Annotated in this window: 23 protein-coding genes and 2 tRNA genes; 23 read left to right on the top strand and 2 right to left on the bottom strand. The window is 61.9% G+C overall.

Annotated features, from left to right (window positions below):
* Nucleotides 1-116 precede the first annotated feature (116 nt).
* The 12 genes from nadE (at nucleotide 117) to C811_RS15770 (ending at nucleotide 13,654) form a co-directional block, all read left to right on the top strand.
* Nucleotides 117-959 (top strand): NAD(+) synthase, encoded by an 843-nt coding sequence (nadE, locus tag C811_RS09395; protein WP_016309327.1) that lies wholly within the window; start codon nucleotides 117-119, stop codon nucleotides 957-959.
* Between the two features lie 64 nt (nucleotides 960-1,023).
* Nucleotides 1,024-2,274 carry a sensor histidine kinase gene (locus C811_RS09390; RefSeq protein WP_084811587.1) on the top strand — a complete coding sequence of 417 codons (1,251 nt, stop codon included), beginning with the start codon at nucleotides 1,024-1,026 and terminating at the stop codon, nucleotides 2,272-2,274.
* Nucleotides 2,255-2,974 carry a response regulator transcription factor gene (locus tag C811_RS09385; RefSeq protein ID WP_016309325.1) on the top strand — a complete coding sequence of 240 codons (720 nt, stop codon included), beginning with the start codon at nucleotides 2,255-2,257 and terminating at the stop codon, nucleotides 2,972-2,974. Before C811_RS09390 ends, C811_RS09385 begins: the two co-directional genes overlap by 20 nt.
* A gap of 243 nt (nucleotides 2,975-3,217) precedes the next feature.
* Nucleotides 3,218-3,505: a co-chaperone GroES gene (locus C811_RS09380; RefSeq protein ID WP_016309324.1), complete on the top strand. Its 288-nt coding sequence runs from the start codon at nucleotides 3,218-3,220 to the stop codon at nucleotides 3,503-3,505.
* A gap of 31 nt (nucleotides 3,506-3,536) precedes the next feature.
* Nucleotides 3,537-5,171 carry a chaperonin GroEL gene (gene groL / locus C811_RS09375; RefSeq protein ID WP_016309323.1) on the top strand — a complete coding sequence of 545 codons (1,635 nt, stop codon included), beginning with the start codon at nucleotides 3,537-3,539 and terminating at the stop codon, nucleotides 5,169-5,171.
* Between the two features lie 95 nt (nucleotides 5,172-5,266).
* Nucleotides 5,267-6,229, top strand: coding sequence for a putative manganese transporter (locus C811_RS09370; RefSeq protein ID WP_022926483.1), 963 nt, complete (start codon nucleotides 5,267-5,269; stop codon nucleotides 6,227-6,229).
* A 171-nt stretch (nucleotides 6,230-6,400) separates the two neighbouring features.
* Nucleotides 6,401-7,006 (top strand): DUF8052 family protein, encoded by a 606-nt coding sequence (locus C811_RS09365; RefSeq protein WP_016309321.1) that lies wholly within the window; start codon nucleotides 6,401-6,403, stop codon nucleotides 7,004-7,006.
* A 47-nt stretch (nucleotides 7,007-7,053) separates the two neighbouring features.
* Entirely contained in the window at nucleotides 7,054-8,805 is a 1,752-nt protein-coding gene (locus C811_RS09360; RefSeq protein WP_016309320.1) for a carbon starvation CstA family protein, read from the top strand.
* A 241-nt stretch (nucleotides 8,806-9,046) separates the two neighbouring features.
* Nucleotides 9,047-9,646, top strand: coding sequence for an HD domain-containing protein (locus C811_RS09355; RefSeq protein ID WP_016309319.1), 600 nt, complete (start codon nucleotides 9,047-9,049; stop codon nucleotides 9,644-9,646).
* 152 nt (nucleotides 9,647-9,798) lie between these two features.
* Complete coding sequence (locus C811_RS09350) at nucleotides 9,799-11,241, top strand: UPF0236 family transposase-like protein (protein WP_016309318.1); 1,443 nt, start codon at nucleotides 9,799-9,801, stop codon at nucleotides 11,239-11,241.
* Between the two features lie 458 nt (nucleotides 11,242-11,699).
* Nucleotides 11,700-12,131, top strand: coding sequence for a universal stress protein (locus tag C811_RS09345; RefSeq protein ID WP_016309317.1), 432 nt, complete (start codon nucleotides 11,700-11,702; stop codon nucleotides 12,129-12,131).
* Nucleotides 12,131-13,654, top strand: a complete 1,524-nt coding sequence (locus C811_RS15770; RefSeq protein WP_016309316.1) for an MFS transporter — start codon at nucleotides 12,131-12,133, stop codon at nucleotides 13,652-13,654. Before C811_RS09345 ends, C811_RS15770 begins: the two co-directional genes overlap by 1 nt.
* A 72-nt stretch (nucleotides 13,655-13,726) precedes the next feature.
* On the opposite strand, the gene C811_RS09340 is transcribed toward C811_RS15770, so the two are convergent.
* Both C811_RS09340 and C811_RS09335 read right to left on the bottom strand, forming a co-directional pair.
* Nucleotides 13,727-13,800: transfer RNA gene (locus C811_RS09340), tRNA-Gln, on the bottom strand.
* Between the two features lie 55 nt (nucleotides 13,801-13,855).
* A tRNA-Lys gene (locus C811_RS09335) sits at nucleotides 13,856-13,931 on the bottom strand.
* Between the two features lie 358 nt (nucleotides 13,932-14,289).
* Here C811_RS09335 and C811_RS09330 point away from each other — a divergent pair.
* The 11 genes from C811_RS09330 (at nucleotide 14,290) to infA (ending at nucleotide 24,121) form a co-directional block, all read left to right on the top strand.
* The gene (locus tag C811_RS09330; protein ID WP_016309315.1) at nucleotides 14,290-15,567 is read left to right on the top strand and encodes a hypothetical protein; all 1,278 of its coding nucleotides are present in this window, start codon (nucleotides 14,290-14,292) and stop codon (nucleotides 15,565-15,567) included.
* Nucleotides 15,568-15,612: 45 nt separating this feature from the next.
* Complete coding sequence (locus C811_RS17255) at nucleotides 15,613-15,930, top strand: nucleotidyltransferase family protein (RefSeq protein WP_136432403.1); 318 nt, start codon at nucleotides 15,613-15,615, stop codon at nucleotides 15,928-15,930.
* A gap of 73 nt (nucleotides 15,931-16,003) precedes the next feature.
* Complete coding sequence (locus C811_RS09325; RefSeq protein ID WP_016309314.1) at nucleotides 16,004-16,342, top strand: HepT-like ribonuclease domain-containing protein; 339 nt, start codon at nucleotides 16,004-16,006, stop codon at nucleotides 16,340-16,342.
* 732 nt (nucleotides 16,343-17,074) lie between these two features.
* Nucleotides 17,075-19,219: a helix-turn-helix domain-containing protein gene (locus C811_RS09320; RefSeq protein WP_022926481.1), complete on the top strand. Its 2,145-nt coding sequence runs from the start codon at nucleotides 17,075-17,077 to the stop codon at nucleotides 19,217-19,219.
* Between the two features lie 119 nt (nucleotides 19,220-19,338).
* Entirely contained in the window at nucleotides 19,339-19,842 is a 504-nt protein-coding gene (locus tag C811_RS16530; protein ID WP_156997066.1) for a hypothetical protein, read from the top strand.
* Entirely contained in the window at nucleotides 19,835-20,560 is a 726-nt protein-coding gene (locus C811_RS0103255; RefSeq protein ID WP_136432396.1) for a hypothetical protein, read from the top strand. The genes C811_RS16530 and C811_RS0103255 overlap by 8 nt, the downstream gene beginning before the upstream one ends.
* Nucleotides 20,557-21,423, top strand: a complete 867-nt coding sequence (locus C811_RS09315; protein WP_016309310.1) for a hypothetical protein — start codon at nucleotides 20,557-20,559, stop codon at nucleotides 21,421-21,423. The genes C811_RS0103255 and C811_RS09315 overlap by 4 nt, the downstream gene beginning before the upstream one ends.
* 20 nt (nucleotides 21,424-21,443) lie before the next feature.
* Complete coding sequence (locus tag C811_RS09310) at nucleotides 21,444-22,280, top strand: hypothetical protein (protein ID WP_156997065.1); 837 nt, start codon at nucleotides 21,444-21,446, stop codon at nucleotides 22,278-22,280.
* Entirely contained in the window at nucleotides 22,277-22,936 is a 660-nt protein-coding gene (locus C811_RS09305; RefSeq protein WP_016309308.1) for an ABC transporter ATP-binding protein, read from the top strand. The genes C811_RS09310 and C811_RS09305 overlap by 4 nt, the downstream gene beginning before the upstream one ends.
* Nucleotides 22,937-23,019: 83 nt before the next feature.
* Nucleotides 23,020-23,601 carry a DUF5028 domain-containing protein gene (locus C811_RS09300; protein WP_168770131.1) on the top strand — a complete coding sequence of 194 codons (582 nt, stop codon included), beginning with the start codon at nucleotides 23,020-23,022 and terminating at the stop codon, nucleotides 23,599-23,601.
* 301 nt (nucleotides 23,602-23,902) lie between these two features.
* Complete coding sequence (gene infA / locus C811_RS09295) at nucleotides 23,903-24,121, top strand: translation initiation factor IF-1 (RefSeq protein WP_016309306.1); 219 nt, start codon at nucleotides 23,903-23,905, stop codon at nucleotides 24,119-24,121.
* Nucleotides 24,122-24,145 lie beyond the last annotated feature (24 nt).

Here is a 24,145-nt window from a genome sequence, read left to right as displayed (position 1 = left end):
CGTCGGTCATACTGAGATCGGCGGCTGCGCTCGCCACCCGCGCCGCGACCGCTGTCCGGGCGGCTGCGGGCACTCGCAGCTCCGGGGACTTCGCTTCGGCTAGTGAGAGGACGGCTATGGAACCCCTTGAAATGTTCGACGCCTGCACGGCGGCTCTCGGCGCCTTCGTGCGTGATGCGGGTTTTTCCGATGTGGTGATCGGGCTGTCCGGCGGCATGGATTCGTCGCTGGTGGCCGTCATGGCCGCCGATGCCCTCGGTGCCGAGCATGTGCACGGTGTCATGTTGCCGGGCCCCTACTCGAGCGAGTCGTCCATCGACGATGCCGAGGCGCTTGCCGCCAATCTGGGCGTGGAGGTGCGCACCGTGTCCATCTGTGAGCCCTTCGAGGCCTTCGAGTCGGTGCTCGCTCGGGCCTGCGGCGGGGCGCTTTCCGGCCTGGCTGCCGAGAACACCCAGGCGCGTTGCCGCATGGTGTGCCTTATGGCGCTTTCCAATGCCCGCGGTTGGCTTATGCTGAACACGGGCAACAAGTCCGAGGCCTGCATGGGGTATTCCACCCTCTACGGCGACACGGCCGGGGCCTTCGCGCCTCTGGGCGGCGTCTACAAGACCGAAGTGTTCGCCATGGCCCGCGCCCGCAACCGCCGGGCCGCCGAGGCCGGCGAGACGCTGCCCATTCCGGTGAACGTGTTCGTGAAGCCCCCGTCGGCCGAGTTGGCTCCCGATCAGGAGGACGAGAAATCCCTCGGCATCGATTACGCCACTCTCGACCGCATTCTCGTGGCGAGCGTGGAGGGAGGGTGCGACGCGTCCGCCGTCACCTCGGCGCTCGTGGACGACGGCTATCCTGCCGATGAGGCGGCGCGACTGGTGGACTACGTGCTTTCCCGCACCGCGGCCAATGCCTTCAAGCGCGCCCTCGAGCCTCCCTATCCGGCAGCGCCCTTCTACGGTTGACAAGCTCGCAACTACCCTGCGCGGAGTATGGCGTTGCCGGCGCGGGTCGTTTACCATGGTGCTCATGGATAAGCTCTTTCGACAGAACCAAGCTTTCGCGGCTACCGACTGGCTCATCGACGCGGTTATCGCGCTGGGAGCCTTCGGATTCGCGTGCCTCCAGCTCACGCTGGCGGTGAACCTGCTCATCCCCGATGATTTCATGCGGCGGCTGATGGGCATCCAAGCCATGGTTCCCACGGCGATGACCGTGGCGGCCATCGCGCTCACGACGCTGCCTCTCGTGTTGCGCCGGAAGTTCTCGTGGGCCGTGTTCGCCTGGACGCTTCTGTCGTGGTGCGCCTTGCAGGTAGAGCTCAACGGCATTGCGCTGTCTGTGGTCGGTCCGCTGGTGGCCCTGTTCACCGTGGCCTCCACGCGCCCGCGCGGCGAGGCGGTAGCGGCTTGCGCCTTGGCGGCGGCGGTGTTCCTGTTCGCCCCGGCGCCTCCCGACCAGTCCCGCATCCTCACGCAGCTCACCGCGTTTCAAAACGCCACCTTGGCCTTGGCGGCGGCGTTCGCCGGCTACGGGCTGCGCGAGCATCAGGAGCGCACGCGCGCCATTGAGGAGCGGGCGCTGGCTGCCGAGCGCACCCGCGAGACCGAGGCTCGCCGTCGCGTGGAAGAGGAGCGCGTCTCCATCGCCCGCGAGGTGCACGACATCACGGCCCACTCGTTGTCGGCGGTGAGCATTCAGGCTGCCGCCGCCGAGCGGCTGGTGGAGCGCGACCCGGCCGCAGCCAAGGAGGCCATCGCCGAGGTGCGGCGCACTTCCAAGGCCGCCCTCGAGGAGATTCGCGCGATGATCGGGGTCTTGCGCACGGGCGAGGGGCCGGCCGAGACAGCGCCGACCGAGGGCACCGAGCGCATGGCCGACCTGGTGGCGTACTTGGAGGGCGCCGGGGTGCAGGCGTCGTTGGCCATGGAGGGCTACGACCGCACGGTGGTGCCGGCCTTTATCGACGTGGCCCTCTACGGCATCGCCCGGGAGGCCGTGACGAACATCGTGCGCCACGCCGGAGCCTCCGAGGCGTTCGTCGAGTTGGCCGCCGACGGCGCTGCCGGTTGCGCTCGGCTTGTGGTGGAAGACGACGGGCGGGGCCTCGCCGGGGCCGATGTCTCCGGCGACCACCATGGGCTTTTGGGCATGCGCGAGCGCGCCCGGCTGCTCCATGGCGCCTTCGTCGCCGCAGAGCGCGCGCAGGGCGGTACGCGCATCGAGGTGTCCATTCCCCTGGCGCAGAAGGAGGAGCCCCATGACCGATCCCATGGCTGAGGCTGATCGTCCCATTCGCGTGCTCGTTGTGGACGACCAGGACCTGGTGCGCAGCGGCTTCAAGATGATTCTCGGCACCTATCCGGGCATCGAGATCGTCGGCGAGGCGAAAACGGGCGAGGCGGCCGTGGCCGAAGCCCAGCGCCTCAAGCCCGACGTGGTGCTCATGGACATCCGCATGCCCGAGATGAACGGCATCGAGGCCACCCGTGCCATCACGGGCAATCCGCTGCTGGCGAAGACGCGCGTGCTCGTGCTCACCACCTTCGACATCGACGAGTACGTCTTCGACGCCCTGTCCGCCGGTGCGAGCGGTTTTCTGCTGAAGGACGCCGATCCCGACGATATCGCCGCGGCCATCCGCGTGGTGGCCGACGGCGACGCGCTTATCCAGCCCTCGGTGATGCGCCGGCTCGTGGAGACCTTCGTGGCCGCCCGCCCGCGCGCCGGGTGGGGAAGCACCGAGGCCTCCGACAGCCGCCGGGCGGCGCTCGCGTCGCTCACCGACCGCGAGCGGGAGATCCTCATGCTCGTGGCTCGCGGCCTTTCCAACGACGACATCGCGGCCGAGCTGTTCATCTCGCCGGCCACGGTGAAGACCCATCTGGCGCGCATCATGGCGAAAACCGATGCCCACGACCGTGCCCAGCTCGTCGTGTTCGCCTACGAGACGGGGCTTGTGGCACCTGCACGAGCATAGCTGCGCAGGTGCACAAAAATAAGAGCGATGAGGTAATACCTGATCAATGCTATAATTGCAGGAAACTTGAGCGGAAAAAACTCAAGTTTTTCCTTCACGCCTCTTGTATTCCTCCCCGTTGCTGTTATGATGTCTTCCTGTTTAGCACTCGTAGTTGCGGAGTGCTAGCACTTAACCCGATCGAGTGGTTAAATGAGAGGTTGTACACCCGCACTACGCAAACCATTGAAAGGACGGCAAGCTATGAATTTGAAGCCTCTGGGCGACCGCGTCATCCTGAAGCAGGACGAGGCCGAGGTCACCACCGCGTCCGGTCTCTTCCTGGCCTCCGATGCGAAGGAGAAGCCGCAGACCGGCACCATCATCGCCGTGGGCGAGGGCAAGATGGACAAGGACGGCAAGCTGATCCCCATGCCCGTGAAGGTGGGCGACAAGGTCATCTACGGTAAGTTCGGCGGCACCGAGATCGCCCTGGACGGCGAGAACGTGCTTATCCTGCGTGCCGACGACATTTACGCTGTAGTTGAATAAATAGAAGAGAACTCGAAAGGAACGCGAACTTATGGCTAAGGAAATCAAGTTCGATACCGACGCTCGCTCCGCTCTGGCCGCGGGTGTGTCCAAGCTGGCCGATGCCGTCAAGGTGACGCTTGGCCCCAAGGGCCGCTACGTCGCCCTGGAGAAGTCCTACGGCGCCCCGCTCATCACCAACGACGGCGTGACCGTGGCCAAGGAAGTGGAGCTGGAGAACCCCGTGGAGAACATGGGCGCCCAGCTGGTGCGCGAAGTGGCCGTGAAGACCAACGACGTGGCCGGCGACGGCACCACCACCGCCACCCTGCTCGCCGACGTCATCGTCTCCGAGGGCCTGAAGAACGTGACCGCCGGCGCTGACGCCCTCGGCATCCGCCGCGGCATCGAGAAGGCCACCGACGCCATCGTGGACGCCATCAAGGCCGCTGCCACCCCGGTGTCCACCAAGGAGCAGGTCGCCAACGTCGGCCGCATCTCCGCCGGCGATGCCGCCATCGGCGACAAGATCGCCGAGGCCATGGACGCTGTGGGCAACGACGGCGCCATCTCGGTGGAGGAGTCCCAGACCATCTTCGGTATCGACATGGAGATCGTCGAGGGCATGCAGTACGAGCGCGGCTACATCTCCCCCTACATGGCCACCGACATGGAGAAGATGGAGGCGGTGCTGAAGGATCCCTTCGTGCTGCTCACCGACATGAAGATCAACTCCATCCAGGACATGGTTCCGCTGCTGGAGGAGATCATGCGCGCCGGCCGCCCGCTGTTCATCGTGGCCGAGGACGTCGAGGGCGAGGCCCTCTCCACCATCCTGCTGAACCGCCTGCGCGGCACCCTGAACGTCGTGGCCATCAAGGCCCCCGGCTTCGGCGATCGCCGCAAGCGCATCCTGGAGGACATCGCCGTGGTCACCGGCGCCCAGGTCATCGACAAGGACTTCGGCATGACCATGGCTGATGCCACCATGGAGATGCTCGGCACCGCCAAGACCGTGAAGGTCACCAAGGACACCGCTCTTATCGTGGACGGCGCCGGCAAGAAGGAGGACATCCAGAACCGCATCCAGATCATCCGCGCCGAGCTGGAGCGCGTCGACTCCGACTTCGATCGCGAGAAGGCCCAGGAGCGCCTGGCGAAGCTGTCCGGCGGCGTGGCCGTGCTGAAGGTGGGCGCTGCCACCGAGTCCGAGCTGAAGGAGAAGAAGTCCCGCATCGAGGACGCCCTGCAGGCGACCCGCGCGGCTGTGGAGGAGGGCATCGTCGCCGGCGGCGGCGTGGCCCTGGTGGACGCCATCGGCGCTCTGGACTCCGTCAAGGCCGCTGACAAGGACGAGGAAGTCGGCATCAACATCATCCGCAAGGCCATCGAGGCCCCCATGCGCGCCATCGCCCAGAACGCGGGCTTCGAGGGCTCCGTGGTGGTCGAGAAGGTGAAGAGCCTGCCGGCCGGCGAGGGTCTGAACTGCGCCAACGGCGAGTACGGCAACATGATCGAGATGGGCGTGAACGACCCGGTGAAGGTGACCCGCACCGCGCTGCAGTCCGCAGCCTCTGTGGCGGCCCTTATCCTCATCACCGAGGCCACCATCAACGAGATCCCCAAGGAGGGTCCCGATCTGAGCGCTCTGGCCGGTGCCATGGGCGGTGGCGGCGGGATGTACTAGGCCGTACGCCCCAAGGCCTGGCGGTTCAGTAACCGCTCGACAAACTAACTCGCAGAAAGGCGGCCCTCGGGTCGCCTTTCTTCTACAATGAGCCTATGAACGAAATCATGCACATAGCCGAGCACGTGGCGGAGCATTCCGTCGCGGATACGCTCTATCTCATCCCGTTTCTGTGGGTCACCTACCTGGCCATGGAGTGGCTCGAGCACAAGACGGGCGAGAGAACTCAAAGTGCCATCCGCCACGCCGGAGCGGCCGGCCCCATCGTGGGCGCTTTCCTCGGCGTGGTGCCCCAGTGCGGCTTCTCGGCCGTGGCGGCCACGCTGTACGCGGGCCGCGTCATCACGCTCGGCACGTTGTTCGCGGTGTTTCTGTCCACCTCCGACGAGATGCTGCCCATCTTTCTGGCCGAGGCGGTGCCGGGCAACACCATCCTGTCCATCATGGGCGCGAAGGTGGTCATCGGCATGGTCATGGGCTTTGTGGTGGACGCGGTGCTGCGCCTGGCCCGCCGCGACAAGGACCGTCTGCGCATCCATGAGCTGTGCGAGCAGGACCAGTGCGGCTGCAACCACGACTGCCGCACCTGTGAGGCCGCTCCCGAGCGGGCCTACGAGCACCACGACGACGTGGAGCACACCCACAGCCACGGCCACGGCTGGAAGGGCATCCTCCTCAGCGCCACGAAGCACACCGTGCAGGTGACGCTGTTCATCTTCGCCATCACCATTGTGCTGAACATCGTGCTCGAGACGGTGGGGGAGGAGGCCTTGGCCCGCCTCCTCGGCGACAATCCCGCCTTCTCGGTCTTCGCCACAGCGCTCGTGGGACTCATTCCCAACTGCGCTGCCAGCGTGGTCATCGCCCAGTTGTACGTGGAGGGGGTGCTGGGAGCCGGGGCCATGCTGGCCGGGCTTCTGGTGTCGGCCGGCGTGGGCCTGCTCGTGCTCGTGCGGGCGAACCGTCCCTGGCGGCAGAATGCGGCCATCATCGCGTTGCTCTACGTCATCGGCGTGTTCTGGGGGCTCGTCTGCAACGTCCTGGGCGTGGTGTTCTGAGGCTCGGGCGACAGGCCGCCTTTGCTCGGGCAAAGGCGGGTTGGCGGCGGGGCCGGATTTTCCTCTGAACTGACAATTCGTCAAAATAACTCCTTGCGCTGGTGGCGAGATCGTACTAATCTCGTTACGTTCATTTTGCAGGGTCATTTTTCGGGGAAGAAGGCGATGGCTATGGCTGGCCGTATGGAAGTCGTCGATCGGCTTCTCGCCGCCCATGAGGCGTGGTTCGACGTCGAGCGCGACCACCGCTTCGCGGGCCGCGTTTTTTCCGGTTATGCCGAATTCCACTCATCGGCCTCCCAGTACGTGCTCGTGAAGCGAGCGAAGCTGTGGGAGGCCTCCAGTCACGAGTACCTGTTTTTCTGGCCCGCTGATTATCTGGACGAGGCGGAATTGAACGACCTGCTGCACTTCATGACCCACGAGGCCCTGGCCAAGGTGCAGCTGACTTCCGACCACATGAGCTCGTACCTGTCGCTGGTCGTGGTGGCCGATAGGGTGGACGAAGCCGTGCCGGCTCTCGTGCGCCGGGCCCGGTTTCGCAAGAACTTCGCCTTCGGGCTGAAGGGATGGGCCGATATGCGCGTCGCCGTCGTCGATCTGTCGGCGCGCCGCGTGTGGGCCAATACTCAGGGAAAGCCACTCGTGGAAACCTTGGCGGCGAACGCGTTTGCTGAAGGTGCCCTGGCAGAGGGCGGAAAGGGCGCATCCGTGGCGGCGGGTGCGGGCGGTTCCGCAGGCGATGTCGAGGCGCCGGGGCAGAGGCGTCGGCCGTGAGGGTTTCGCGCGTGGGGAGATAAAGGGAAAGGAAAGGAAGGACAGGAATGAACGCACTGGTCATTCTCATCGTAGCCATCGTCGTGCTCGTCGCGGGCTACATCTTCTACGGCGGCTGGCTCGCCCGCCAATGGGGGGTTGAGCCCGACCGCCCCACGCCGGCCCATGAGCTGGAGGACGGCAAGGACTACGTGCCCGCGCCGCCCTATGTGGTGCTCGGCCACCACTTCTCATCCATCGCCGGCGCGGGCCCCATCAACGGCCCCATTCAGGCTGCCATCTTCGGCTGGGTGCCCGTGCTTCTGTGGGTGCTCATCGGCGGTATCTTCTTTGGCGCCATGCACGATTTCGGCGCGCTGTTCGCCTCTATCCGCCACAAGGGGCAGACGCTGGCCACCGTTATCGCCCACAATATCGACGACACGGCCAAAAAGCTGTTCTGCATCTTCGCCTACCTGACGCTCATCCTGGTGGTGGCCGCCTTCGCCTCCATCGTGGCGAGCACCTTTGCTGTCACGCCCGTACCGCTCGATGACGCCGCCAAGGCCGCTGCCGCCGAGGCGGCCAACATGGCGAACATGCGCACGGCCATGATCTCGGTGCTGTTCATCGTGGTGGCCGTCATCTACGGCCTCGTTACCCGCGGCCGCAAGATTCCCGCGGCGGCCAACATCGTCTCGGCCATCGCCATCATCGTGGTCGTAGTGGCGCTTGGCTACAATCTGCCTGTTATCGCTCTGGACAACACCACGTGGATGTTCATCGTGGGCCTCTATATCCTTTTGGCCTCGGTGGCCCCGGTGTGGATCCTGCTGCAGCCGCGCGACTACCTGTCGAGCTACCTGCTCTACGGCATGATCGCACTGGCGCTCGTCGGCATCATCGGCGCTGGCCTGACCGGCGATGCCGCCTCGCTCGAGATTCCGGCGTTCACGGGCTTTTCCGCCGTGGCGGGGGAGAGCAAGGTGGCCGCTTCCGGCTTCTTGTTCCCGGCCCTGTTCATCACCATCGCTTGCGGCGCCATCTCGGGCTTCCACAGCCTCGTAGCCTCCGGCACCACCTCCAAGCAGCTCGACCGCGAGGCCGAGGCCCAGCCCATCGCCTACGGCGGCATGCTGCTGGAGTGCCTCGTCGCCGTCATCTCGCTGTGCGCGGTGGCCTTCGTGTTCGCCGGCTACATGGACGGCACCTACGCTTCGCCGACCCAGGTATTCGCCGCGGGCCTCTCCCAGATGCTCGCCTGCGTGCCCGGCCTGGCCGGGGTGGAGTCCATCGCCTACGCGCTTTTGGTGCTGGCCGTGTCGGTGTTCTGCCTCACCTCGCTCGACACCGCCACCCGCCTGGGCCGTTACATGTTCCAGGAGCTGTTCTGCCCCCACGGCATGGAGATGAGCGAGCTGACCGGGTGGCGCGCGGTGCTCACCAATCCGTGGGTGGCCACTATCATCACCGTGGTCTTCGGCGTGGGGCTGGGACTGACCGGCTACCAGCTCGTGTGGCCGCTGTTCGGCGCCGCCAACCAGCTTTTGGCCGCCCTGGGTCTGCTCGCCGTGTGCGCGTGGCTTGGCAACGCCGGCCGCAACAACAAGATGTTCTACCTGCCCATGGCCTTCATGATGGTGGTGACGCTCTGCTCGCTGGCGCTTACCGTGTGGGGCAAGATCGGCCTCATCGTCGCCGGCACGGTGGACGCGGCTACGGTGCTCCAGCTCGTCATCGGGCTTCTGCTCATGGTGTTCGCCGTCATCTTGGCGGTGAAGGGGGCGCGAACCATCTTCGGGAAGAAGCAGGCCGCTTAAGAATCGGTTCGAGTGCGGGTCGCTTATCGGGTGCGGCCCGCCCCTTAAGCGCAGGGACTCCCCTCGGGTGCGGGCTCTTCCGGTATGGTGCCGGGTGCCCGTCTCGCGCAACGTTTTCGGGGCGTCGTTGGAGGTATCTCCAGCGGCGCCCTGCTCTTCGTGGGGCGAATTCCAACGGTCGCACGCCATGGGAGGCGCTATAGTGTTCCCAAGCGAAAACACGAGACGAGAGGAGGCGCCTGTGAGCGCACTTTCCGCCGGCATGACCCGCGAGGAGGCTTTCGAGCTGCTCGCCGCCCACAACAAGGATCCCTTCCACATCGAGCATGGCGAGACCGTCGAGCAGACCATGCGCTACTTCGCCCGCGAGTACGATCCGGAAAACGAGGAGTTCTGGGGCATCGTGGGCCTTTTGCACGACCTGGATTGGGAAGAGCACGACGATGAGCCGGAGAAGCACACGTTGTTTGCCGCGCCGCTCATCGAGGAGGCCGGCGGCACGCCCGAGCTCATCCGCGCCATCCAATCGCACACCTCCGACTTCAACCCCGACCTTCCCAAGCCCGAGCTGCAGATGGAGAAGATCCTGTTCGCCACCGAGGAGCTCACCGGGCTCATCGGCGCGGCCGTGGTCATGCGCCCGAGCAAGTCGGTCATGGACTTCAATGTGAAGTCACTCAAGAAGAAGTACAAGGACAAGCGCTTCGCCGCCGGCGTGAGCCGCGAGGTCATCGCGAGCGGCGCGGAGATGCTCGGCTGGGAATTGGACGAGCTGTTCGCCCGCACCATCGAGGCCATGCAGTCCTTCGCTCCCGACCGCGACACCTTCGTCGCAGAGTAGGAGCATCGCGGAGCACGGCGTAACCTTTTTGGGGATGCATAGCGACTCCGGCGACGAGGGCGGCCGTGAGGCCGGCCGATGAGCCGGAGCAAAGCGAGGAGGATTCCCCTAATCTCTTATCGACCAAGAATCGAGAAAGAGAGGAATCCCCGATGGGCAATTCTACAGCATCCGCGGCCGCGGAGGCCGCCATGGCCGACATCTTCACCGGCATGCTCATGTCCGGCGGCCTGACGTTCGCCTCGTTCGAGCGCAGCGCCCTGACCGAGGGCCACGCGATCATGGCCCGGGCCATGGGCCGGGCTCTGGAGCGCCTGGACGCGGCGCTGTGCGCCGAGCTCCCCTCCGGCCTGAGCGTCCACGACGTGCGGGAGCGCTCGCTGGCCACCGTCGTCGGCGACGTCTCGTTCCGCTGGCGGAGGCTGCGCGCAAGGGGCGGCGGCGCCTGCGTCCCGCTGGCCGACGAGCTGGGCCTTCCCTGGGGCGCCAGGGTGTCGCCGGCCGCCGAGGAGCTCCTCGTGGAGGCGGGCGCCGAGGTGTCCTACGCCGCCGCGGCCGGGCTGCTCGCCCGGGCCGGGGGCTCGCGCGTGAGCGCCAAGACGGTGATGGCCGCCGTGCACGCGGCCGGCGAGCGCTGCGCCGAGGAGGACGCCCGCGCGGCCCGCGACCTGTTCGACCTGGGGATAAAGCCGGGCGGCAGGACCGCGGCTGCGCAGGTGTGCGTCGAAGCCGACGGCACATGGGTGGCGCTCCAGGGCACGGCCCCCGGCGAGCCGTCCAAGGTGGAGATCAAGGCGATGGCGGCCTACTCGGGCAAGGTGGTGCGCGGGCGCAAGGCGGCCCGCGAGCGCTGCGTGCGCCACGGGTGCGCGTGCGCGCCGGGGGAGTTCTGGCCGGAGGCCGTGGCCGCCATCGGCTCCGAGTTCGACCTGTCCGCGCTGGAGCGCGTGCACCTGGGCACCGACGGGGAGGGCTGGTGCAAGCGGGGCGGCGCCTACTTCCCGCTGCGCGTGGAGGTCGTCGGCCACCTCGACCCGTTCCACGTCAACCGCGCGCTGCTGTCCTGCTTCGACGACGCGGCCATGGGGCGGCGGCTCGTGGAGGTCGTCAACGACGGCGGGAAGGAGGCCGCCGCGGCGCTGTTGGAGGCGTGCATAGACATGGGGCTCGCCCGCAAGGGCGCGCCGCGGGTGCTCGCCTACCTGCGCAGAAACGCCGACCTGATCGCGGTGGACGGCCCCTCGCTCGGCACCATGGAGTCGGAGAACCAGCACCTGTACAAGTCCAGGATGGCGTCGGTGCCGTGCGCGTGGTCGCGGCCGGGCGCCTCGCACATGGCCCGGCTGCGCAGCAGGCGGGCCTCCGGCAGGGCCGTGCCGCCCAGGACCCGCGCGGGGTCGGCCACGCCCCTCAGGCGCCGCAGGGACGAGGGCCGGGAGACGGCCGCGCTGGAGCGGCGCGGCCTGTCCGCGACCGGCTGCCCTCCCCGCGTCGGGTCGGGATACGAGCCGCCCAGGGCATCCGTGGCCTCCTCGTCGGGCGAGGTGCGCTATGCTGCCGCCGTCGACTCCGGAATGGCCGGAACTGGCTGGTAGGAGGTCGAGGGGACGTCACCCCCATCAAGGTCACGCCGTCATCGCGGAGAAGATTGTTGACTTTCGCTCGACGGCTCTTATAATGAAGAACAGGTGGTCGCCGCGGCTACGGCGGGCCGCCTCACAATACTTGCGTAATTGTGTTGAGGGGCCGCTTCCGCTTAGGCGGGGGCGGCTTTACTCTTTCCGGCGCCGAGACAGTTCCAGCGCCAGGCTGATGGCCGCTATTACAACGAGGCAGAATGCAAACAGATCTGTCCAAGTAACCATAGGTACCTCCAGAAAACTCAGAGGCAACCCTACCACCTGTTCTGTAAGTGATTATAGCACATTTGTTCTATTTTTGTAACACAGTCAACAAGAACTAAAACAATTTGTGGCGTTTGGCGGGCGGGTCTACAATGGTCGCAGGACTTGACAGTCCGCTTATCAGGTATGCTGACAGAAAGGATGCCCCCATGTGGTGTCATAAGATCCTCGTGGCCTACGATGGCAGCGCTCCGTCGCACCGGGCCTTGGAGGTCATGCGCGAGATAGCCCAGTCGAACCCTGCCGCGGAGGTGGTGCTCGTACACGTCATGCGCCTGTTCTCCTCGGGCTCGGCAGCCGCCGGTATGGACACCGTCATGGTGGAGGACGCCATGGCCATCCGCCGGGAGCTGGAGGCTATCGCCGCCGAGCTGCCGAACCCTGCCGAGGTGAAGGTACTCAAGGGCACCTCGCCGGCCGACCTCATCGTGAACTGCGCGAAGGACGAGGGCTGCGACCTCATCATCATGGGCAGCCGCGGTCAGGGCGGCGTGAAGGGCTTCCTCGGAAGCGTCAGCTACGCGGTCACGAAGGAATCGCCCATCACCGTGCTCATCGCGAAAGAAGGCGCGTACCGGTAATGTCTGCCCCTGCTGCCGCGACCCGTCCGGCCGCTTCCCCTGCACGCCAATCTGCGGCGTCTGCCGCCGTTCGCCCCGTTCCCGCAACTGCGCCGGCGTCCCGTGCCAAGCCCGCGCCCCAGCCCCTCTGGACGCGCAACTTCGTGGCCGGCACGCTGCTGAACTTCTTCATCGCCGGTAACTATTTCATGCTCATGGTGGTCATGACCGCCTATGCGCTTGCGGTGTACCAGGCCCCGGCCGCCGTAGCCGCCTTCTGCGCGAGCGCGTTCATCGTGGGCACGCTGTTCTCGCGCTTCACTGCCGCGCCTCTCATGGAGCGGTTCGGGCGTATGCCGCTGCTTCTGGTCGGCTGCATCGCCGAGGTGGGGCTGACGGCCCTCTATCTGCTGAACGAGCCGGTAGGGACGCTCATCGGCGTGCGCCTCGTGCACGGGTTCGCCTACGGCGTGTGCTCCACCACCATAGCCACGGTCATCACGAGTGTGGTGCCGCCCGATCGCAAGGGCGAGGGCATTGGGTACTTCATGCTGTCCGTCACGTTGGGCAGCGCCATCGGGCCCTTTGCGGGCATCTTCCTGGCGAACAACTTCGGCTACCCGGTGGTGTTCATCGTGGCGAGCGTGCTGGTAGCTGCGTCCATTCCCGCGGCCCTGCTGCTGCGCCCAGCCCCGTCGACGCGGGTGCGCGGGAACGAGCAGGAAGCTGAGGCCGAGATGGCGTCGGCCTCCGATGCGGTGGCCGGTACCGTGGCCGACGCCCCCTTGGAGCAGGCGCGCGAAGACGCGGCCGCAGTTGCCGATAATACCCGTGCCGCCTGCGCGGCCGCCGCCGTTTCCGCGGACGACGCGCCGTGCCCGGTGTGCGCCGACGCCGATGCCGACTGCCCGGCTTGCGGCCGGGTTCCCTCTACCCATCTGGAAGAAGTGGTCGCCGCGAAGGTGGAGGGCTCGCCGCTGGCGCGCTTCGTGGAGGCCGGCGTGCTGCCCATCTCGGTGGTGTGCGGCCTGCTGTTCTTCGGCTATTCCAGCCTGCTCACGTTCCTCACGCCCTATGCGACGGAGATCGGACTGGCCCGCGCCGCCAGCGTGTTCTTCGTCGTGTACGCTCTGGCTATGTTCGCGACGAGGCCCTTCACCGGCCGCGCCTTCGACCGCGTGGGGCCGCATCCGGTCATGGTGCCGGCCTTCGTCTCGTTCGTTTTGGGCATGGTGGTGCTGGCGCTGGCGTCCAACGACTGGATGGTGCTCGGCGCAGCGGCGCTCCTCGGCTTCGGCGTGGGCACCGTGCAGTCGTGCGGCCTGGCTATGGCCGTGCGCGTTACGTCAGATGCGCGCTTGTCGGTGGCCAATGCCACCTTCTATATGCTGCTCGACGTGGGCGTGGGCGTGGGCCCCATCTTGCTGGGGGCAGTGGTGCCGCTCATTGGGTACGCGAACCTGTATCTTGCCATGGCCGCCATCGGCGCTTGCGCGCTCGCCCTGTTCCTCGTCGTCGCGAAAACCGAGAAGGGCGCCCGGTAGGGAGGGGATGCAGCTCGAATCCCCATCCCGCACGACTCTGAAATATATTCATTGCTGAGAGGGGAAAGGAAATGGCTGGGGTACTAGGATTCGAACCTAGGTAGCTGGTACCAAAAACCAGAGTCCTGCCGTTGGACGATACCCCAGTGCCGTATCGAATGCGTGATGCGGGCGCGGCTACGTTGCCGAGCTTGAGAAAAGTGGTGGGCCCTGCGGGGATCGAACCCGCGACCTTGGGATTAAAAGTCCCCTGCTCTACCGACTGAGCTAAAGGCCCGACTCCTTCACGCAAGCGTATAGTTTACCGCTCGCGCGGGACGCGGTCAATGCGAAATTGGACGACGGGATTTTGGGAAGAAAACGACGGTTCTCGTAGTCAGAGGCCTCTCGGCAGAGGATCTAGTTCGAGTTTTCCCTGTTCGCAAAAGTTTTGAAAGGACTTCCTCTTCCAGAGAGCTACGAGAACCGTCGTTTTCTTCCCAGTAGGAGGCCAGCTGCGCGCCGGCGCAGCGTCGTTGACCGATCGATGGCATTGCGCTGTTGTTCCCGTGGCCGTAAGTCGTAACTGGTAAACTTAAGCGTGAACATCAGATTTGGCGGGCTCGACTCCGCCAACGCGCCCTTGGGAGGCAACCATGCTGCATGCCCACGATGAATCGGTCCGCGCCCATCTTCTGGAAGGCGGCTTCGGGCTGGAGAAAGAATCCCTGCGTATCGACGGCGGTGGCTTTCTGGCCCACACGCCGGCTGATTTCGCCGACGATGTGCACATCGTGCGCGACTTCTCCGAGAACCAAGTGGAGGTGAACACGCCGGTGTGCGCCACGCCGGCCGAGGCGGTGCAGTCGCTCGAGCACTACAACGGCCTCGTGCAGCGGGCCATCGCGAACCTGCCCGAGCGCGAGCTGCTCTGGCCCTTTTCCAACCCGCCCTATATCCTGGGGGAGAAGGACATCCCCATCGCCCAGTACTTCGGCGACGATGTCGGCAAGACCGCCTACCGCGAGTACCTCTCCGACCGCTATGGCCGCTACAAGATGGCCTTCTCGGGCATCCACATCAACTACTCCCTCGGCGAGGAGCTGCTGCGGGCCGACTTCGCCCTCACCGGCGGCGACGACTTCGGCGCCTATCGGGACGATCTGTACGTGCGCCTGGCCGAGAACTGCGTCACCTGGGGCTGGATCCTCACCGCGGTCATGGCCGCGAGCCCCGTTATGGACTCGTCCTTCGTGGAGAAGGGCAAGATCGGCGGCGACCTGTTCCAGGGCCTGGCCACGGTGCGCTGCTCCGAGCTCGGCTACTGGAACTTCTTCGCGCCCATTCTGGACTACACGAGCGCGGCGGCCTACGCCGACTCCATCCAGTCCTACATCGACACGGGCATGATTCGCTACCCCTCCGAGCTGTACTACCCCATCCGCCTGAAGAACTTCGGACCCTACAGCCTGGAGGGCCTGCGCGAGGGCATCAGCCATATCGAGCTGCGCATGGTGGACTTGAACCCGCTCGTGCGCGCCGGCATCGACGAGCGCGACGTGCTGTTCAGCCAGCTGTTCCTCGTGTGGGCCGCTTCCACGGAAGGCCCGCGCTTGGCGCCGAAGGACCAGGTGCAGGCCGTGCAGAACTTCAAGAACGCGGCGCACTACGACCTGAAGACGGTGAAGATCGTGCAGCCCGACGGCAGCGCTCAGTCGGTCGTGAAGGCCGCGAAGAGGCTCATCGACCAGATGGAGGAGTTCTACGCCGACTTCGGCGAGTCGGTGCACGACTGCCTCGCCTTCGAGCGCCGCAAGTTCGACGAGCCCGAGAGTCGCTATGCCTGGAAGATCCGCGAGGTGTTCGGCCAGGGCTTCGTCGCCCGCGGCCTCCAGCTCGCCCGCCAACGCCAGCGCGAGTACCTGGGGGAGTAGGGGGCGGTTTGTCCTCGCTGTGTGCACGCGTGCCATACTTTCCCCATGTTGACGATCGAGCACATAGCGGAAGTCCTGAAGAGCGCTGTGGTGCCTTACGACGTGCGCGCGGTGTACCTGTTCGGCTCGTTCGCTCGCGGCGAGGCAGGGCCTCAAAGCGATGTTGACGTACGGCTGGAATGCGATCTGGAAATCGATTATGCCGACTTGCTCGATATTCAGGAATCGCTGGGGGGTACTTGGGCCGTTCTGTCGAGATGGTGGCCAACCCCCTTGAGTTTATGCGTCCGGCTTTCCGAAAGCGCATGCAGCGTGATGAGGAGGTGCTCTATACAGCAGCTGAGCGCGATCTCGATCTCATAAGCGTCATTATCGAGACGATGCGAGGACTCTTACAACCCGTATCCAACGTTTCTCCCTTGATGGGGAGAAGTTCGTGAATGATGACTCGGATGATGGGGAATTGGCCTACGATGCGGTGATGCCCCCCGTTTATCGCATCGCTGAAGATACCATCCATCTTTCCGATGACGTCGTGTTCTCCTTCCTCGATTACCCATGGCGACAGATCGGGGGCTTCCGGAATTTCGTCGCCCACGGCTATCGCGAGGTGGATCGCGGCATTGCGTGGCATGTTGCCGGCGAGGATACCTCTGCTCTTGCCGAGTGCCCCCAAAGATATCGGGACGATAATGCGCCTTTGCTCTTGCAGGTGGATGGCGAAGAAGAATGGGCGCAGCGTTCGGTCGCAGCTTCGAATGGCGCGCGCACCTAGAGACGGGGATCCGTTCACTCGCGCTCCTGTCCAAGAGGCCCCTGCCGAGCCGCCCCATCGCGCCAGCGTGGCGCTCGCGGCCTGCTGCTGGCTCGCCAACGTTGGCGGGAATGCCGGGGGAAGGGTAAGATCGCTGGGCTTTCAAGCTGCCCCAATAGGTATCAATAGCGCCTGGGGCACCACGGCGTAAAACCATCCAATGATATACTGATCTTTTATGGAGGGGAGACGTAAGGCGTAAAGTTGTGGAGAGTATGGCGATACATGAAGCGTGGGAGCACTGCGAGAGCGGCGGTTATTGGTACGGCGTGGATTATTTGGTTTGTGGCATTAACCGCAACGCCCTTTTTCCTGGCTGAGCCTTACCGAGGTCCCGTTCTTACGGGTTTCTACGCTTGGGTGGCCTTCGGGCTATTGATCGGGTGCTTGTTTGGTGCGGTTTGGAATTCTGCTGCTATGAGCGTCTTACGCAATAGGGCCGAGGGGATTCTATCGACTTGCTGTTGGGCGAGAATTGCAATGGCAGTTCTTTTCGCGAGTGGGTGGTTGCTGGCTGTTGCACTCAGCGTAGCTGAGCTGGTCGGTCTCTTTGTTGTGCTTGAGGGTGATCCTGAAGTTATATACGCGGCAATGCCCCTTCACTCACATGAGGGGACGGCGTGCCCTTTTGTTTTTCCGATAAGCCTTATTTTTGACACACCATGGCGGGTGTGCGTGGAGGAATGTGGGAAAATGGGCTTGCTCGTCGCGGCGTTTCTCTGCGCTTTTGCCCCTTGTTGGGTCGGTGTCCGAGAATTCGGTGCCAGCTGTCAGGCAGCGAAGGATGATTCTGCGAGGGTCGTTTCCATGTATCCAACAGCGATTGCGCTCTCTTGCGTGGCGGGCTTCTCAAAAGAACCTCTGGAATTCTTCGTATTTCATCAGGAAGCATGGTTGCCCTCCGTCCCTCGGGCCTTTAGCGGTGAAGTATTTTGGTTTCAGTTGGGCCCTTCAGCTGCTGCAGCGCTCTCGGGAATCATTGCCCTCTTGCTGGCGGTGACATGGTGCCTTTATTTTCCGAGGAATGGGCGCGAGCGCAGAGATGCGCTTGTCAGCGAAAAAACAAAGAGGTTCTCGCTTTTCCCGCAGTGGGACAAGGGGTGTCGGGTGCTTGCGGCCTATGCTTTTGGAATCATCGTGTGGAATTTTTTCAGCAGATCGGTGCTTGTTTACGAGAAAATGCCCTTCTGTGGCTGGCTTTTCCTCTCCGTTCTATGCGTTGTTGCTTCGGTTGGCTTGGTTGTTGTTGGCGTGTGGGGTGGGTTTGGTCGCCAGCCTCACGAAGCGAAAGAGCTGTCAGGCGATGAATTTGTGAAGGAGGCGGCGAATAAATCGTCCTTCGCGGAGCTTGCCACCGAAATCGAACTAGCGGAAATCTACGATGAGGGCAGAGTGAAGGCTCTCACCGATCGGGAGCAGCAGGCTCTAGCACTTATGCTTGCAGGTGCCACGTCTGCTCAATCGGCAGACGTGATGGGCATTGGGTCTTCAACAGTGCGTGCTTACTTGCAGCGCGCTTATCGCAAGCTTGATTTGGCCAACGGCGAAGAAGCTTCAAGTGTTTACCGAAGCTGCAGAGAAACGCGCTTCTTGGCGAAAGCGCAGTCGCATAAGGATACCTCCTCGTCGGTATCGAGGCCGTTGGACTCTTCTCGTGCGGCATCAGTCATAACGGGTATCCTTGGGTCGGTAGTAATAGCGTACGTGCTCATTCCCACGCAAGTATCCAGCAATGCAGCTATGGGTTCGGAGGCGCCTCTGTTGTTTGGCCTGGGAGCGGGCTTTATGCTTTTCGGACTCGTCGAATGGAGCGGCATAAAGCTTGCATCTCGGGGGAAAGCGGAGAGAATCCTGCATATGTCTGCAGTAGCGCTCTGGTGCACCTTGGTATTTTTAAAAGTCGCATTGGGCGGGGGAGTGACCCGTGCTGCGGCGGAAGGGCTGATGTTTCTCGTTGCGCTCTGCGGCTCTTTTTTGCTTAGTATAGTTGTAAAAGGGATTATTGATGTTAAGAGCTCGGGCGACGGGAGCGGCTGCTACCTACTTGCTGGCTCTCTTGCAGTGACGGTTTGGCTTATGATGGCGGCGTTGTTCGTTGGTTTTTTTATTCAGATGGCTTGGACTGATCTTGGTCGCCCGGTGGCCGCATCGCTCCTTGTTGCAGCTTGGCTGGTTTTCGCCACTCTGTTGACGGTGGGCCGTCTTCTGGGCATAGGGAGTTTTTCAGCGGGGGGTTTGCTCGTTGTTGGAGCAGTTGCAACTATGATGGGAGGGGGCTCTTACGTAATGCCCGCTCTGGCACTTGTTGCATTAGGGCGTGTCGTTCTTTCGGCTCCCCTTTTGCCGTCGCGGTTTGGGCTTATAACGGCTGCGCTTGGTATTGGTGTGGCTTTTGGTCGCATTGTGACGAATTTTATAAATGACCTTATGGAGTACAGCAGCTGGGTTTTCGATTATCTTGACCCGAGCGATGTGTTTTTCCCTATGATTGGGTTCGCGGCGGCTATGGTGCTACTGGTGGTGATTGCTTACGGACAGGCGAAACTCTATCGCGAGGTAAAGAGTGAATACGAGCTGTGGGGGATCTCCAAATTTTTCGATGCGTCTGAGTTGACTCGTGCGGAGGCTTATCTAGTTGCCAAAGGGTTTTCTTCCACGGAGGTATCGGTGGGGCTGGGCATTCTTCGCGGGTGGTCGACAACGAAAATCTCCGCAGAGTCATATTCATCGGTGGGAGCGATTAACAATGCACGCCTAGCGTTGTATCGGCGGTTGGGCGTGAACTCGAAGGCTCAATTTGCCGATGCTGTTAAAAAGGTTCTCGATTCGAGCAATTAAATGCGGAACTGATGCCGCCGCTGTATGTCATCAGGCATTTCATAAGCCCTGATGACATACAGCGCCTCTCTTTTCTCTTATGGTTTCCTTGTCGGAATCCCAAGAGAAAGGAAAAGAAAATGAAAGTTCCGATCAAACTAGCTGCCTGCCTTCTTGCAATGACGGTTATGGTTCCGTCAGGGTTTGCTTTTGCGGATGTGGATGGCGAAGATATCGGGGGCATGTCGTCGGGATCTGCCTCCTCAATCCAGCCTTATGCCAACAACGTAAATACAAGTTTCTATTTCACCTTTAAAAAAAGTGGAGCGACAAGCCTTGGTGATGAGCCCAGAAGGAAAGATAACGGCACTCCTGTTTATGTTCGTGCCTCAAAAATGGTATGTGATCGGTGCCGTGTTTATGTCGATATGTGGACCGGAAGTAAATGGTCCAATGTTGTTGCTGGCACGAAGAAAAGAGCAACGCTTAAGAAAATCAACACGGATTGCAGCATTAAGGTTAATAAGGCAGCGGCAGGGTACATGGTTCGTTTGACGGGTTGGGCTGATTCGCAACGTGGGGACGTGAAAGGCGAATGGAGCCCTGACAGCTCACGTACTTATAAGGTGATTAACGGTGATTAAAAGGGCTGGACGCGTGGGAAACCGATTTGGTGAACGCCTCCGCTTGGTGGCTTTTGCTGCCATGGTCATTGTCGTCGGTTTTGCGGCATCGGTCATTTCTTACACCGGAGAAGTTGTTCCTGCGCAGTCCTCCCCCCTAGAGGTTTACCCAATAGGGGAGTGGGTCGATCTTGATAACCAAGGAGTTATGGCGGATATGGCGAAAAGGAACACGGACAGGAGCAGTATTGAGCCAGATTATCGCCCTCTCGGCGAATGGGATGGCACGTTGCGTTTGCGTATAGACGAAGTGGCGCTGTTTGATTCTCCTGGAGCAGCGGGAATTCCTGCTGATGGCATTCAGCTTCCCAGCTATCTCCCGACATGGAAGCAGGATGGATATTCTCTTTGCTTGCTGACCTACACCGTTGAAAACGTCGACGCCTCTCCACTTCCTGGCTCAACGAAATCTGGGAAAGACGGCTTTTGCAACTCGTTTATTGCTTCACTTGAAGGCATTGAATCATTCGACCAGATTTATTTCGATGGCATGATAGAAGATGGTTCTCTGGAGGATGGCGACGGCAATGTCTTTCGGCTCGAACCAGGGGAAACAAGGACGTTTCATTCGGGTATTGTCATGGCTGGCGATGGCGTCCCCTCCGCCTTGCGGATCGGCGACCCAAATTGCGGAATCAGGGTGGCGCTTGAGTGCGAAGATAAAAGGAGTCATTTGTGAGACGATTGCTGAAGATGGAATTGCGCAAGGCTATTGCGAATCCTTACTTCATCGTTGCTCTGGGAATAGGTCTGTTTCTCTGCTGCGCCGAGGCCGTAGAGGTGATGGGGCGAGATTCGTTTTTCCAGTACCTTGACGAGATGGCGGCCGGCGAAGGCGATGTTTTCATCTCGCCTGCGTCCTACAGCTGCTTTATCTCTTGGATGTCGGTAGGAGGTGACACCGTTTGGTGCTCTATTTTTTACCAGACCGCTCCTCTGCTTGCCGTGGCTCCTTTCGGATGGTCTCTTGCTTCAGAGCGGCGTAGTGGGTACGTGGGCCAGATTTACACACGCACGCGCCGCAGGCAGTATCTTGTGGCGAAGGCCGTGGCGGCCTTCGCCGCTGGGGGCACGGTGGTAGTGGTGCCGCAGTTGGTGAACCTCGCTCTCGTGGCAACGACCGCTCCGGCCATTGCGCCAGAGGTCTTCGACGTCATTACGACGGGAATCTATCACGACAATCTGTGGGCCTCTTGGTTTTACGAGGCTCCCGGAATCTACGTAGCGGCCTATTGTATGCTCGACTTCGTTCTCTGTGGTGCGTGGGCCGCTTTTGTGCTGCTTCTGGGTTGCCTCACCGTCAATCGGGTGGCGGTCCTCACGATTCCTTACGTTGCAATTTATGCGGTGCAGTTCCTCAACGAGCGCATTTTCCTTGCGCTCGGCGGCATCAGAGGCTTCCAGCTGAGTCTATTCGAGAACCTTCGTGCTTACACCACCCAGTACGTGCAGAATGGCTGGATCATTGCCGGCGAAGTTCTGCTGTTGGCAGGTGCGTGCCTGTTGTTGATGCGGGTAGGATGTCGGAGGGATGAGCAGTGAGGTGCTTGCGATGCCTTGTCATGGACGTTCTTGCGACGCTGCGCTCTACGGGAATATGGCTCACGGCATGCGCCTTTTGCTGCGTCCTCATGCTCGTTGCCCTGCGTCTCGAGGTCGGAATGGCGCTTGCCGGTGCAGATGACGGCATGACCTTTGATGTCGCCTTTACGCTCGGCGATTATCTGCTCGGCTACTTCGCGGGTTGCGTGCCTTTCACGGGCGGTGATGATCGCGCCTTCGCGCCTCCCATCGGGTGGTTCGTGTTCTTCCTGCTGCTGGTGGTCGGACTTGCACGATACCCTCGGGAAAGCTTGCGCGGTTTCGGGCAGCAGGTCCTCATTGCTTGCGGTAGCCGTTGGACTTGGTGGTGGGCGAAATGCGTTTGGGTGGCAGGATCAGTGCTGCTGTTTTGCGCAACGGCGCTGCTGGTTGCCCTGCTGTTTTCGCTGATTGCTGGCTCGGGGCCATCGTGGTCGGTTTCGCCCGATATGCTCTACCTTATTGATTTTCCCTGGCAGGAACTGAGGGGAGCGCCCTATGATGCCCTCTCCTTCATGGGTGCGGTTGTGGTAGTCGCCATATCCCTCGGATTGTTTCAGCTTTGCCTGTCCTTCCTTTTCGGTACGATATCGGGGGTCGGTGCCTCTGCCGGTTTGCTGGTCGCGTCTGCTTTCGGTGTGGGGCCGATCGGGTTTTGCGCCTTTTCTATGGCGGCACGCTGTGGTGCGTTTGTTGCGGACGGCTGGTTGCTTGCCGAGGCCATAGCGGTATGCGGGGTCGTAGCAATTGCGTCGATGCTTGTTGGCGGTATTGCATTCAATCGAAGGCGTTGTTTTGGAAGCGAGGATTCACTATGAGTATAGAAGTAAAGCATGTGACGAAACACATTCGAGGGGTGACGATTCTCGACGATGTGTCGCTCAGCGTTTCGAATGGTGCTATCGCCGCAATTGCCGGACCTAACGGGTCGGGTAAGACCATGCTCATGCGTCTCATCGCGGGTCTTATCACCCCCGACAAGGGATCGGTTGTCGTGGATGGTGCGACTATCGGCATCGATCGAGCGTTTCCCGAGAGCATGGGGATTCTTATCGAATCCCCGCAGTTCCTGAGCGCCTATACGGGTCGCATGAACTTGTGCCTCCTCGCTTCTATTCGCGATAAGGTGGGTGGGGAGGCTATTGATAAGGTTCTGGAAGAGGTTGGATTGCGGAAGGACGATAAGCGTCCTTTTAGAAAATACTCTCTGGGGATGAAGCAGCGGCTCGGCCTTGCTGCGGCTGTTCTGGAGTCGCCGTCTGTATTGCTTTTGGACGAGCCGAGTAATGCTTTGGATAGGGATGGAGTGCGCATGCTGCGACGGCTCATATTGAAAGAGCGTGAGCGAGGGGCTGCTGTATTGTGGGCATGTCATGACCGAGAGCTGATGGAATCGCTATCTGATGAGGTGTATTACCTGGCTGAAGGGCACATCGACGGTCATGAGATATTTGCGGGGAGAGGTCTCTCATGAGTGTTCGGAGCCGTGTTGCGCTAGGTATATGCGGAATAGTTCTGACTGCATTGCTTATGCTGTGGGCTGTCGCGGTGTATCATGTGAACGCCCTTGTTCCTGAAGCGCCGTCGAAAGTGCTTGAAATGGGAGAGCGGGCGGACTTGGGAGTCAATTACTTCGATTCGACTTACGACCTCGCACCTGGATACAAGCTTGCCGTTGAAAAGGCTCGGATTATGACGGCGAGGGAATATTTAATTGGAGCTGGGGTATCGTCTTCCGATATCAAGGGGGAGGAGATGACGGAATCGTCGGGGGCGGACGTGCTTGTCGTGACGCTCGTCATCGCCAACGAGGGCACCGCGTCAGCAGAAGATGGAACGTCGGAAGTGGGCGTATCTCTTTCTCGCTATACGATTGTGGGCGCGGATAAGAGCAAAGACTATCAACTTGATGAGGAGCTCCTGGGTCTCGCCTATCCCGAGCTGGCTGGCGATACTGCGTTTGCGCTCAAGCCGGGGTCAACGTACGAAATGGATGTCCCTTTCTTTTTATCGGGGTCTCCAGCCTATCTTGAAACCTATGATCGCCAGCATCGCGATCCTATCGAGGGGAATGAGTTTGCCATGCTTATCGCGAACAGTCCGGAGCGCATCTTCTTGAAGTTTGCGGCTGAGCGATAATGGATAATGTCGCGCAAGGGAGGCTGCAGGCTCCGCCTCCCTTGCATCCCGTAGCGGCCTGTGCTATCATCCCATTCGCCGACAAGGCGGTGGCGCTCTGAGGCAGCGCAAATACCTGGCGGCTCCGGTTGATCTCCGAGAGCTGCGCGGCTCGACCGCAGGCCTGACAAGCAGGTCATTTCAAAGCCAAACCCGCTTTTTGGTTTTTTACGCCCTTGTGCAAAATTTCTCTTCAATTTGTCTTGCATCTTTGATACCATCTTGCGTTGCTGCTTTATCAGACCGCTTGAAGGAGCGACTTTTGGCTAAGGAAGATGTAATCGAACTCGAGGGCACGGTGCTCGAAGCCCTGCCCAACGCGATGTTCAAGGTGGAACTCGAGAACGGTCATACCATTCTCGCCCACATTTCCGGCAAGATGCGCATGCACTACATCAAGATCTTGCCCGGCGACCGAGTTACGGTGGAGCTGTCGGTCTACGACCTCAACCGCGGCCGCATCACCTATCGCTTCAAGTAGTTCCCCGAACGGCCCGATCGGGCG

The sequence above is a fragment of the Adlercreutzia caecimuris B7 genome (assembly GCF_000403355.2).
GTDB classification, from domain to species: Bacteria; Actinomycetota; Coriobacteriia; order Coriobacteriales; family Eggerthellaceae; genus Adlercreutzia; species Adlercreutzia caecimuris.
The sequence above is the reverse complement of the archived record's forward strand: the minus strand, read 5'-3'. Positions and strand labels throughout refer to the sequence as shown.